At 71.3% G+C, this 13,406-nt stretch carries 4 protein-coding genes; 3 read left to right on the top strand and 1 reads right to left on the bottom strand.

From position 1 onward, the window contains the following. Positions 1-57: 57 nt before the first annotated feature. Positions 58-993 carry a prephenate dehydratase gene (pheA, locus tag ACIA5F_RS14185; protein WP_399352507.1) on the bottom strand — a complete coding sequence of 312 codons (936 nt, stop codon included), beginning with the start codon at positions 991-993 and terminating at the stop codon, positions 58-60. A 208-nt stretch (positions 994-1,201) separates the two neighbouring features. On the opposite strand from pheA, the gene ACIA5F_RS14190 reads away from it, so the two are divergent. From ACIA5F_RS14190 to ACIA5F_RS14200, 3 genes are all read left to right on the top strand, one after another. After that, the gene (locus tag ACIA5F_RS14190; RefSeq protein WP_399352509.1) at positions 1,202-2,557 is read left to right on the top strand and encodes a serine hydrolase domain-containing protein; all 1,356 of its coding nucleotides are present in this window, start codon (positions 1,202-1,204) and stop codon (positions 2,555-2,557) included. Between the two features lie 108 nt (positions 2,558-2,665). Further along, positions 2,666-12,922 carry an amino acid adenylation domain-containing protein gene (locus ACIA5F_RS14195; protein ID WP_399352511.1) on the top strand — a complete coding sequence of 3,419 codons (10,257 nt, stop codon included), beginning with the start codon at positions 2,666-2,668 and terminating at the stop codon, positions 12,920-12,922. 81 nt (positions 12,923-13,003) lie between these two features. Further along, entirely contained in the window at positions 13,004-13,204 is a 201-nt protein-coding gene (locus ACIA5F_RS14200) for an MbtH family protein (RefSeq protein WP_399352513.1), read from the top strand. Positions 13,205-13,406: the final 202 nt, after the last annotated feature.

Genomic DNA, 13,406 nt, shown 5'->3' on the forward strand with positions numbered 1-13,406 from the left:
GGTCCACCGCGGGTCTCCGGGGGACCGCGGCCGCGGGGCAGGGCCCGGCGCTGCCTCTCAGGGCCGGCCGTCCTGGATGCGGGTCACCCAGCCCGCCGCCCTCGCGAACTCGGGGTCGCTCGTGCCGGGCGGCAGCGTACCCATGTTCTTCGGCGTAACCCCCGCCCGCGGATAGGAGCCGAGGAAACGTACCTTGGGGGCGCGGCGTTTCAGCCCCATCAGGGCTTCGGTGACCCGCCGCTCGGTGATGTGGCCCTCGGTGTCCAGGGCGAACCAGTAGTTGCCGATCCCTGCGCCCGTCGGCCGCGACTGGATCAGCATCAGATTGACACCGCGTACCGTGAGTTCCTGGAGCAGTTCGAGCAGCGCGCCCGAATGGTCGTCGTCCAGCCAGACGATCAGCGACGTCCGGTCGGCGCCGGTCGGTGCCGACGGCCGTGCCGGGCGGCCGACCAGCACGAAGCGGGTCTCGGCGTTGTCCGCGTCGTGGATCTGGGTGACCAGTGGCTCGAGTCCGTACGTCGCTGCCGCGAACTCGGCTGCGAACGCGGCGTCGTAGCGCCCCTCCTGCACGAGTCGCGCGCCGTCCGCGTTGGAGGCCGCCGATTCCCACTGGGCGTCGGGCAGCTTCGCCGCCAGCCATTTGCGCACCTGCGGCTGCGCGACCGGGTGGCCCGAGACCGTCTTGATGTCGGAAAGGTGGGTGCCCGGGCGTACCAACAGCGCGAAAGTGATGGGAAGGATGACTTCCCGGTAGATCATCAGCGGGTCGCCGTCGGCGAGTTCGTCGAGGGTCGTGGTGACGCCGCCGTCCACCGAGTTCTCGATCGGTACGAGGGCGGCAGCGGCCTCGCCGCTGCGGACGGCGTCGAGCGCCGCGGTCACGGACACCATGGGGACGAGTTCCCGGGCGGCCGCTTCGGGAAGCGTACGGAGCGCGGCTTCAGTGAAGGTGCCCTCCGGACCGAGATAGGTGTATCGGGTGGCTGACATGCCGTCACCCTAAGGGGTCGGCTTCCTGTAGGAGTTGCTGCCGAGCCCGTCTAGACGCTTATGGCCTGGGCTTTTTCCTCCCAGGGAAACGTCTTGCCCTCCGCTGGGAGAATGATCAAGGATTGAGGGGTACGGCTACCCGCACCCCCTGTGGTGCGGGTAGCCGTACCGGCGGAGGTTCGATGGTCGGTCAACTACGGGGGAAATCATGGATGCACGGCACCTTGGGAGCCGATTAGGGGAACTGGCCGACACCCATGTGGTCCCGGGGGCGCAGCTCGCCGTGTACACCGGTGGCGAGATCGTGAACGCCGTCGCCGGACTCGAGCGCTGCGACGGACCCCGCGCGGTGCAGCCCCGTACGGCGTTCGCCTACGGCTCCGTGACCAAGGTCTTCACCGCGACTCTGGTGCTCCAGCTCGTTTCCGACGGTGACCTGGAGCTCGACCAGCCGGTCTCCGGCTTCCTGGCGGAGTTCCGCGAGCCGGCGGACGCCCGGCTGGCCTCGATCACTCCCCGGCAACTCCTGAGCCACACCAGTGGCCTGGTCGCAGACCACGAACTGGACGAAGCCGGCGAGCGGTCGCTGTTCCGTTACGCGAAGAGCGTAGCCCAGCTCCCGCTGCTGGACCGCCCGGGGAACTCCTTCTCCTACTCGAACACCGGCTACAGCGTCCTCGGCCGTGTCGTCGAGGAGGTCACCGGTCTGAAGTGGCGCGACGCGCTCCAGGACTTCCTGCTGCGCCCGCTGGGCGTCGACCTGTCCATCGACCACGACTCCGAGGGGCCGGCCCGGCCCCTGGCCAAGGGGCACGCGGTCAGGCCCGGACAGCGCGAGGCGTTCCCGGTCGATCAGTTCCTGCCGCCCACCTGGACACCGGCCGGCGGGCTCAGCGGAAGCGCACAGGACCTGATCGCACTCGCCCAGCTGCACATCGGCACCGGCCTGAAGGCCGGCTCCCTCCTGGAGGACGAGCAGCGCACCGAGATGCATACCGCCGTGCGTCGCGCCGATGCCTTCGGCATGGCCGATGCCTGGGCTCTGGGCCTGGGGCACTACGGCAGTCCGGGCAACCGCTGGCTGGGCCACGATGGCACGGTGGACGGTGGTACGGCTCACCTCCGCTTCCACCCCGGATCGGGCCTCGCCGTCGCCCTGACCACCAATGCCACCACCGGGTCCAGCCTCTGGCCCGACGTGGTCAAGGAACTGCGCACCCTCGGCGTCGACGTCGGCGACCACGAGCCCGATGTGCCCACACCCCACCCCTCCGCTTCCCGGGCCGGCACCGGACCGCAGGGAGCCGAACGGCTCGTGGGCGACTACGGAAATGGCGACACCGTCTTCTCCGTCCGGCGCCACCAGGACGGCATCCGGCTCAGCGACCGGACCGGCCTGCTCGCCGATGTCACCTTGCACGAAAGCCTGAACTTCACCGCCCGGCGCATTGACACCGACGCGGCACCCTACGTCGGACGCTTCGTTCCGGACGACGGCACGGGCGAGATCGCCCTCCTGCAGCTCGCAGGGCGCTCCGCCAAGCGCATCCACGCCGCGGCCTGACGGTTTCCCGCCGCGCCCTGACCACTCTTCTCCGACTTCTCGGCAGCCGGCCCCGGCCACAGGCAGGGGGCAGTTGTTGCCGGAGTCCGTCAATCCTGGAGGTACAGCGTGACTCGCGCTGCAGCGTCGGCCAACCGGGAGCCTTTCCGGCATGTGGAATTCTGGCGTCAGCGGTTGGCAGGGATCGCTCCCCTCGAACTGCCGACGGACCGTCAGCGCCCCGTCGTCCGGTCGGCCGGGACGCAGACGTACGACATTGATGTCCCACTCGGCCTGGCCAAGGCCGTACGGGATATGGCCGCGCAGTACGAGGCCACCTCGCACGAGGTGCTCGTGGCTGCCGTGAAGGCGCTGTTCACCCGCTACTCGGGCCAGGACGACCTAGCCGTCGGCACGCTCTCCCCGCGCAGCGGGCACACCGTCGTGCTGCGCAGCGCGGTCGAGGCGGGTGCCACGTTCGGCGAGCTCGTCGCCCGGGTCAAGGAGACGGTGCGGGACGCCTTCGAGCACGGCGGGGTTTCGCTCGCGCAGCTCGTCGACGTGCTGTCACCGCAGCAGGACACCAGCGTGACCCCGTTCGTCCAGGCCATGGTCGTGGTGCGGGAGGAAGGGGACGAGCTCCGGCCGCCGTTCGACCCGCTGGACCTCACGCTTGAGTTCGCCGGCTCGGCAGAGCGGCCGACGGCGAGCATCCGCTTCAGCACGGCCCTCTTCGACGAGTCCACCATCGCCCGGCTCGCGGGCCACCTCGGAGTACTGCTCGCGGGCGCTGCCGCAGACCCCCGGGGCGCGGTCTCGGCGCTGCCGATGCTGACGGACGGCGAGTTCGACCAGATCGTACGGGAGTGGAACGCCACCGGCCTGGAGGTCCCCACCGGCACCTTCCCCGAGCTCTTCGCCACCCATGCGGCCTCCCGCCCGGACGCGGTCGCCGTCATCGACGAGCACGGCTCGGTGACCTACCGGGAGCTGGACGAGCGGGCCAACCGCCTCGCTCACCACCTGCGCGGGCTCGGCGCCGGCCGGGACGTCATGGTCGGCATGTGCGTGGAGCGGGGCGCCCCGATGGCGGTCGGACTGCTCGGCATCATGAAGGCGGGCGCCGCCTATCTGCCGCTGGATGCCGACTATCCGGCCGCCAGGCTCGCCCACATGCTCCAGGACTCCGGCGCGCGGCTGGTCGTGACGCAGAAGGGTCTGCGCGATCGGCTGCCGCGCACCGACGCCGTGCTGGTCACGGTGGACGAGGACCCGGAGCTGACCGACGCGGACCGCTACCCGCCCACCGCGCCGGACGTCGAGATGTCCCCGCAGGACCTCGCGTACGTCATCTACACCTCCGGCTCCACCGGCAAGCCCAAGGGGGTGCTCGTCCCGCACACCGGAATCGGCAACCTCGCAGCCGTACAGACCGAGCATTTCGACGTCACGCCGGACAGCCGGATACTGCAGTTCGCCTCCGCCAGCTTCGACGCGGCGTTCTGGGAGATGTGCATGGGCCTGGGCACGGGCGCCGCGCTGGTCATGGGCTCCAAGGACGCCATGCTTCCCGGCGAGCCGCTCGCCGTGTACGCCGCGGAACACGGCGTCACCCACGCCACGCTGACCCCGGCCACCGTCGCCGTCCTCCCCGAAGGCCGCGGTCTGCCCGCCGGCGCCACGCTCGTGGTCGCCGGTGAGGCGAGTACCGGTGACCTCGTGACGCGCTGGTCCGCCGGGCGCCGCATGGTTAATGCGTACGGCCCGACGGAAACCACCGTGTGCGCGACCATGAGCGCGCCGCTGACCGGCGCTGCGGTGCCGCCGATCGGCGCACCGATCGCCAACACGCAGGTCTACGTCCTCGACGACGCCCTGCGCCCGGTGCCCGCCGGAGTCCGTGGTGAGCTCTACATCGCCGGCGCCGGGCTGGCCCGTGGATACCACGGCAGGGCCGGCCTGACCGCGGAGCGGTTCGTCGCCAACCCCTTCGGCGAGCCGGGCCGGCGGATGTACCGCACCGGTGACGTGGCCCGCTGGACCGCCGACGGCACACTGGAGTACCTGGGCCGCGCGGACGACCAGGTCAAGGTGCGCGGCTTCCGCATCGAACTCGGCGAGATCGAGAGTGCGCTGGTCCAGCACCCGGACCTGGCGCAGGCCGTGGTCGTCACCCGCAACACCAACCTGCTGGCGTACGTCTCCGCGCTCGGCGCCACGCGTCCCACGCCCGACGAGATCAAGGCTCACCTCGCGGTGACCCTGCCCGACTACATGGTGCCGTCGGCGATCGTGGTGCTCGAGGCCCTCCCGCTGACCCCCAACGGCAAGGTGGACCGCAAGGCGCTGCCCGACCAGACCGCCGTGCAGGAGTCGGCCGGCGGCCGCATCGCGCCGCGCAATGCCGTCGAAGAGACCATCGCCGGCGTGTGGTCCGAAGTGCTGGGCGTCGACGGCTTCGGCGTCGACGACGACTTCTTCGCGCTGGGCGGCAACTCGATCCTCTCTGTGCGCGCCGTCTCCCGCATGCGCAAGGCGCTGGGGATCAAGCTCTCCCCGCGCGTCCTGTTCGACACCCCGACCGTCGCCGCGCTGGCCGCCTCGGTCGCCACGGCGGAGCAGGGCGGCGACGCCCCTGTCCCGGTCGCCTCCCGCGAGGGCGAACTGCCGATGTCCTACGGGCAGCAGCGCCTGTGGTTCCTGGAGGACTTCGACCCGGGGAGCGCCGAGTACCACACCGCCACCGGGCTGCGACTGACCGGCGAACTGAACGTGGACGCCCTGCGCGGTGCCGTGCACGACCTGATGACTCGCCACGAATCACTGCGCACTACCTTCGGCGTGGTCGGCGGGCGGGGCGTCCAGGTGATCCACCCGGCCCTGGAGCCGGAGTGGAAGACCACCGATCTCACCGCCGTCGCCGCAGGCCTGCGCGAGGAGCGGCTGCGCGAGCTGGTGCGCGCCGAGGTGACGCGGCCCTACGACCTCCAGGGCGGCCCCCTGGTCCGCGTCCTTCTGGTCGCCCTCTCGGCCGACGCGTACGTCTGCGTCCTCGGGATGCACCACATCGTGACCGACGGCTGGTCGATGGGCGTGGTCGCCCGGGAACTGGGCGAGCTGTACGCGGCCCGCGCGCTCCGGCGCCCCCCGACCCTGCCGGCGGTGCCCGTGCAGTACGCGGACTTCGCCGCGTGGCAGCGCGGCCGACTGGAGGGCAGCGGCCTGCTGGGCCGGCAGCTGGACTGGTGGCGCGAGCGGCTGACAGGCATCACCCCGCTGGAACTGCCGACCGACCGGCCCCGCCCGGTGGTGCGCTCCACCGCGGGCGCCGAGTACGCCTTCAGCGTACCGGCCGCGACCGTCGCCGAGGTGAAGGAGCTGGCCGGTGCCCGCGGCGCCACGCTGTTCATGGTGCTGACCGCCGCAGTCAAGGCGGTGTTCGCCCGCTACTCCGGTCAGACGGACGTTGCGATCGGCACGGCCTCGTCGGGCCGCGGCCACCGTGACCTGGAACAGCTCGTCGGGTTCCTGGTGAACACCGTCGTACTGCGCTCCCAGGTCGACCCGCACCAGTCCTTCGGCGACTTCCTCGACCAGGTCAAAGAGACCGTCCTGGAGGCGTTCGCCCACGAGGACGTGCCGTTCGAGCGGCTGGTGGAAATCCTCCAGACGGATCGGGACACCAGCCGCACGCCGCTCATCCAGACCATGGTCGTACTCCAGAACGCCTCGAACGACCAGGTGCGGTTGCCCGGAGTCGAAGTCCGCGACCACCCCGTGCACCGGGTGGCGGCGCCCTTCGACCTGACCATCGAGTTCTCCGAGACGGGCGCGGGACTCACGGGCCGGATCGTCTACAGCACCGCGTTGTTCGACGAGGCCACCGTCGCCCGCCTCGCCGCACACCTCAACGTGCTGCTCGGCGCTGCGGCCACCGCGCCCGAGCGGGCCGTCGCCGCCCTGCCGATGCTCGGGGACGGCGAGTCCCGGGAGATCCTGCACACCTGGAACGACACCGCCCACGATCTGCCGGACGCGGCGCTGCCCGAGCTGTTCGCGGCTGAGGTGGTGCGGCGCCCCGAGGCCGTCGCCCTCTCCTACGGCGACGAGAAGCTGACCTACCGGGAGCTCGACGAACGCGCCAACCGGCTCGCCCACCACCTGGCGGAGCAGGGCGCGGCCCCGGACGTGCTCGTCGGACTGTGCATGGAGCGCGGCGCCCAGACCGTCGTGGCGCTGCTCGCCATCCTCAAGGCGGGCGCCGCCTATCTGCCGCTGGACCCCGCATACCCGGCCGACCGGCTCGCCTACATGATCAAGGACGCCGGCGTCCGGCTGCTGGTTACCCAACGGCACCTGCACCACCAGCTGCCCGAGACCGATGCCCACCTCATCGACGTGGAACCGGGCGGCGAGGAATCGGCGCATCACCCGGCCACCGCCCCCGAGGCCGCCCTCAGCCCGGACCACCTCGCGTACGTCATCTACACCTCCGGCTCAACCGGCGCTCCCAAGGGCGTGATGGCCTCACACCGGGCCGTGGTCCGTCTGATCCACGAGTCCGGGGTGTTCGACGTACGGCCGGGTGACGTCGTCGCCCAGTTCGCGTCCGTCTCCTTCGACGCTTCCACACTCGAGGTGTGGTCAGCGCTGCTGGGCGGTGCGCAGCTGGCCGTCCACCCGCCGTCCGCGCCCACCGGCAGCGAGCTCGGCAGGTTCCTCAAGGACCACAGGGTCACCCATCTGGCCATCACAGCAGGCCTGTTCCACCAGGTCGTTGATGACGACCCCGGCGCGCTGGGCGGTCTGCGCCAGCTCGTCGCAGGCGGCGACAAGGTCTCGCCCGAGCACTGCGCCCGGCTGCTCTCGGCGCACCCTGAGCTCAGGCTCAGCAACGGCTACGGGCCGACCGAGGCCACCTCGTTGACCGCCACCCATGTACTGGGGGCCGGTCTGGACCCCGCGGCCCCGGTGCCGCTGGGTACCCCGATCGGCAACACCCGGGTCTACGTGCTCACCGAGACGCTGGAGCCCGCGCCGGTCGGTGTGCCGGGCGAGCTGTACATCGCCGGGCCCGGTCTGGCCCGCGGCTACCTCAACCGGCCGGGCCTGACGGCCGGGCACTTCGTCGCGGACCCCTACGGTGACGCCGGCACCCGGATGTACCGCTCCGGCGACCTGGCCCGCTGGCGTCCCGACGGGGTGCTGGAGTTCCGCGGGCGCACCGACGGACAGGTCAAGATCCGCGGCTTCCGCATCGAACTGGGTGAAGTCGAGAGCGCGCTCAAGAACCACCCGGACGTGGTGGACGCCGTTGTGGTGGCCCACCAGGGCGACAAGGGGCACCGCCGCCTGGTGGCCTACCTGGTGAGCGGCCGTGAGGTGACCGTCGGTGAACTGCGCGCCCACCTCGCCCTGTCGCTGCCCGACTACATGACGCCCGCGGTCTTCGTGTCACTGGAGAAGCTGCCGCTGACCTCGAACGGCAAGGTGGACCGGCGTCGGCTGCCGGAGCCCGAGATCCAGGCAGGCGGGCTCGGTTCGGACTACGCCGCCCCGCGCAACGCCACCGAGGAGGCGCTGGCCGGGGTGTGGGCCGAGGTGCTGGGCGTAGAACGCGTCGGCATTCACGACAACTTCTTCGACCTGGGCGGCGACTCGATCCTCTCCATCCAGGTTGTCTCGCGAGCCCGGCAGGCCGGTCTTCAGCTCACCTCCAAGCTGCTGTTCGTCTATCAGAGCGTCGCCACGCTCGCCCCGGCCGTCGGTACCCTCGCCGACGCTTCACCGGCGCCCACCGTGGTCGCCGGCCGCGTCGAACTCACCCCCATCCAGAAGCGGTTCTTCGAGGAGCACGCCGACGCCCCGGACCACTACGCCATGTCGGTCCAGGTCGAACTGGCCCCCGACACGGACACCGCCGTCCTGGAGCGGGCGCTGACCTCGGTCGCCGCCCACCACGACGCCCTGCGGATGCGCTACGTCCGCGACCAAGACCGCTGGACCCAGGAGTACGGCGACCGGACCCCGGGCCTGCTGCTGGCGGTACGCGACATCTCCGGCCTCGGCGACAGCGAGCGGGCGCACGCCCTGGCGGAGGCCGCCCTGGCCGCCCAGCGCGGGCTGGACCTGTCCTCGGGCACCCTGCTCAAGGGCGCCTTCTTCCGCCTGGGCGCGGGCCGGCTGCCCCGGCTGTTCCTGACCGCGCACCACCTCGTCATGGACGGCGTCTCCTGGCGGGTGCTACTGGAGGACGTGGCCACCGCGTACTCCCAGCTCGCCGAGGGGCGCGGAGCCGACCTCGGTGCCAAGTCCAGCAGCTACCAGCAGTGGGCACGACGGCTGGCGGACCACGCACGCTCCGGCGGCTTCGACCACGAACTGCCCTACTGGCAGGGCGTCACGCAGCACCACGGGATACCCCGCGACGGCGAGGGCCCCAACACCTTCGGCTCCTCCGCAGTGGCGTCCGTACGCCTGGACCGCACGCAGACCAAGGCACTGCTCCAGCGGGTTCCGGCGGTCTACCGCACCCAGATCAACGACGTGCTGCTCACGGCACTGGGCCGGGTCCTGAACCGGTGGGCCGACTCCCCGGTCACCATCGCGCTCGAGGGCCACGGCCGCGAGGACCTCTTCGACGACATCGATCTGTCCCGCACGCTCGGCTGGTTCACCACGGTCTACCCGGTCTCCCTGGACGTACCGGCCCAGGACTGGGGCTCGGCGCTGAAATCGGTCAAGGAGCGGATCCGGGCCATCCCGGGCCGGGGCCTCGGCTACGGCGCGTTGCGCCACCTGCCCACCGCGGACGGCCCGAGCCGCATACCGGCCGACGGGACAGGACCGCAGATCAGCTTCAACTACCTCGGCCAGTGGGACGGTTCGACCAGCCGGGACGGCCTGGTGCGCAGGCGGCTGGCCGGGCTCGGCCGGGACCAGGCGCCCGAGCTGCCCCGCCCGCACCTGATGGACATCGTGGCCGCCGTCAACGACGGCGAGTTGCGGATCGACTGGATCCACTCGCCCGCCAACCACAGCTCCGCCACCGTCGAGCGGCTCGCCGGGGAGTTCCTGGGGGCGCTGCGCGAGGTCATCGACCACTGCCTGGCCGAGGGCACCGGCGGCGCCACGCCGTCGGACTTCCCGCTGGCCGGCCTCGACCAGGCCGGCGTCGACCGGATCGCCGGCGACGGGCGCGCGGTGGAGGACGTCTTCCCGCTGACGCCGATGCAGGCCGGCATGCTTTTCCACACGCTGGCCAATCCCGCGTCGGCCACCTACTTCGAGCAGATGACCTGTGTGTTCGACGGCGTCTCGGACGTGGACCTGCTGGCCCGCGCCTGGCAGACGGTGGCCGACCACTTGGAGGTGCTGCGCGGCTCCGTGGTCTGGGAGCAGGTCGAACGTCCCCTGATGGTGATCCACCGCCACGCCGAACTGCCGGTCGGCCGGTTCGACTGGCGGGAGATGTCCGAGCAGGAACAGGCGAGTGCGCTGGAGCACTACCTGGCCGCGGCCCGCGAGGACGGCCTGGACCTGACCGCCGCGCCCCTGATGCGGCTGGCCCTGATCCGAGTCTCAGACACCGCCGTACGGCTGGCCGGCTCCTTCCACCACCTGCTGCTCGACGGCTGGAGCACCTTCAGCGTGCTCACCGAGGTGATCACCACCTACGCGGCGCTGGCCGCGGGCGAGATCCCCGCGCTTCCGCCGCGCCGGCCGCTGCGGTCATACGTGGAATGGCTGGCGGAGCAGGACCTCGAACAGGCGGAGAAGTACTGGCGGGGGCTGCTCTCCGGATTCGGCGAGCCGACGGCGCTGCCGTACGACCGGCGTCCGCAGGCGAGCCACACCACGCAGTCCACCAGCCGGCTGACCGCCGGGCTCTCCTCGCAGGAGTCGCGGGAGCTGTTCGACTTCGCCCGCAGGCACCGGCTGACGGTCAACACCCTGGTGCAGGGCGCATGGGCGCTGCTGCTCTCCCGGTACGCCGGCGAGCCCGACGTGGTCTTCGGCGCGACGGTGTCCGGACGGCCGACGGACCTGGCCCAGGCCGACTCGATCGCGGGCATGCTGATCAATACCCTGCCGGCCCGCATCGAGGTCGACGGCCGGGCCCCGGTGGCCGAGTGGCTGAGCCGGGTCCAGCGCGACCAGGTCGAGGCCCGCGGCTACGAGTTCGTACCGCTGGGGCAGGTCCAGGGCTGGAGCGGCGTCGAGCGCGGCACCAACCTCTTCGAGAGCCTGGTCGTCTTCGAGAACTACCCGAAGGACGAAGAGGCGATGGCCGCCCAGGGCCTGCGGTTGAGGGACCTGGAGGGCATGGACGTCACCAACTTCCCGCTGAACCTGCTCGCCTACGCCGACGAGGAGTTTTCCTACACGCTGGCCTACGACGCCGACCTGTTCGACACACAGACCATCGAGCGGATGGCGGGACACTTCAACGCTTTGCTGACGGGGCTGGCCGCGGACCCGGAGCGGACAGTGGCGGCGGTGCCCATGTTGTCGAACGGGGAGTTCGACCGCGTGGTGCACGAGTGGAACGCGACCGGCGGGATGCCGGCGCCGGCCGGCGCCGTGCACGAGCTGGTCGCCGAGCAGGCGTCCGCCACGCCGGACGCGACGGCGGTCACGTTCCGACAGGAGTCCTTGACGTACCGGGAGCTGGATGAGCGAGCGAACCAACTCGCCCGTCACCTGGCCATGCTGGGTGCGGCTCCGGGGCAGGTGGTGGGTCTCGCGGTCGAGCGCGGCGTGCAGATGCTGGTCGGCCTGCTCGGCATCATGAAGTCGGGTGCCGCCTATGTGCCGCTGGACTCCGCCTACCCGACGGACCGCTTGGAGTACATGCTGCGCGACTCGGGCGCCGCGGTGCTGGTGACGCACCGGGGCATCCAGGAACGGCTGCGCGTCGACGGGGTGCGGGTCGTGGACCTCGACGTCGACTGGCCTGCCATCTCCCGGCTGCCGGTGTCGGCGTCCACGGTGGCGGTGGCCGGCGAGGACCTCGCGTACGTGATCTACACATCGGGTTCCACGGGCCGGCCCAAGGGCGTGGCGATCGAGCACCGCACGGTGCTGAACCTGCTGGAGAACGCCCGGCCGCGGTTCGGGTTCGACGCGAGCGACGTGTGGACCGTCTTCCACTCGTACGCCTTCGACGTCTCCGTATGGGAGATGTGGGGCTGCCTGACGTCCGGCGGCCGGGTGGTCGTCGTCCCGCAGGACTGGGCGCGGAACCCGGACGAGACCTGGGCGATGCTGCGGAGCGAGGGCGTCACCGTGCTGAGCCAGACACCGTCGATGTTCCGGGCCCTGGTGGAGGCCGCAGCCGCATCCGACGGGCCGGCGCTGCCGGACCTGCGCTGGGTGGTACTGGCCGGTGAGGCGCTGGAGCCCAAGCACCTCACGGCCTGGTTCGACCGGTACGGCACCGGGGTGGCCCGGCTGGTCAACATGTACGGGCCGACCGAGGCCACAGTCTACGTGACCCGCCAGGAGATCACGGCGGAGCACGTTCACGCCGGGGGCCCCATGCCCATCGGGCGCCCGCTGCCCGGCTACCGGGTGCTGCTGCTGGACGGGACCGGCGCGCCGGTCCCGGCCGGGGTCACCGGTGAACTCCACGTGGCGGGCGCCGGACTGGCCCGCGGATACCTGAACCGACCGGAGCTGACCGACGAGCGCTTCGTGCGCAACCCCTTCGGTGAGCCGGGAGAGCGCATGTACCGCTCGGGCGACCTGGCGAGGTGGCGCACGGACGGGACGCTGGAGTTCCTCGGGCGGGCCGACGGCCAGGTCAAGATCCGCGGCTTCAGGATCGAGACCGGTGAGATCGAGGCAGCTCTCGTCACCCACCCGCGGATCGCGGACGCGGCGGTCGTCGCCCACACGGACGCCGATCGCACCGTCCTCGTCGGCCATGTGGTCGCGCCGGACTGGAGCGAGCCGCACACCACCGAATTGCGAGACCACCTCCTGAGGACGCTGCCGGAGTACATGGTGCCGGCGGTCTTCCTCAGGCTGGACGAGCTGCCGCTGACTCCCAGCGGCAAGGTCGACCGCAGGGCGCTGCCCGAGCCGCGGGAGCGGGTGGCGACCGGCGCCGCCTACGAGGCGCCGGCCACCGTCACCGAGGAAGCCCTGGCGGAGATATGGCAGGAACTCCTGGGCGTCGAGCGTGTCGGTGTGCACGACAACTTCTTCGAGGCGGGCGGCGACTCGCTGCTCGCGGTGCGGATGGCCTCACGGATCAACGCGTGCTTCGGTACCGCCGTCTCGCCCCGGACGCTCTTCGACCGGCCGACGATCGCCGGGACGGCCATCGAGGTCGAGGAGCGGATTCTCGCCGAGCTGGAGCAGGACACCGCCACTTCCTGACGTGGTCGCGCGCCACGCGTTCCCATGGCGGCGGCCCGGCGCGGGCCGCCGCCCCACCCCACCATCGAAAGGCCGGAGATCATGTCCAACCCCTTTGAGCAGTCCGACCGTTCCTTCAGCATTCTGGTGAACGACGAGGGCCAGCACTCCCTGTGGCCCGCCACCAACGAGGTGCCGGCCGGCTGGACCGTCGTTCTGGCGGACCGGCCGCGTGAGGAGTGCCTCACGTACGTCGAGACCAACTGGACCGACATGCGGCCCAAGAGCCTCGCCACCGGCTGACCCACGCCCCCTCAGCCCCACCAGGACCTATAACACCACCGCACCACTCTTTGCCCTGGGCGGTGGCGTGGCGGCCTCGCGCCGCCCGCCACCCCTGGCGCGCACACATTCTGCGGTTCGCCTCTTGTGGTTCGCCTCGCCAGCAGGCGTCCACGTCTCCTGGGAGTCCTTATGAACACGCCGTCTTCTCGCGAGGACCGGA

This window comes from Streptomyces sp. NPDC051567 (assembly GCF_044454165.1).
In the GTDB taxonomy this organism is placed as follows: domain Bacteria; phylum Actinomycetota; class Actinomycetes; order Streptomycetales; family Streptomycetaceae; genus Streptomyces.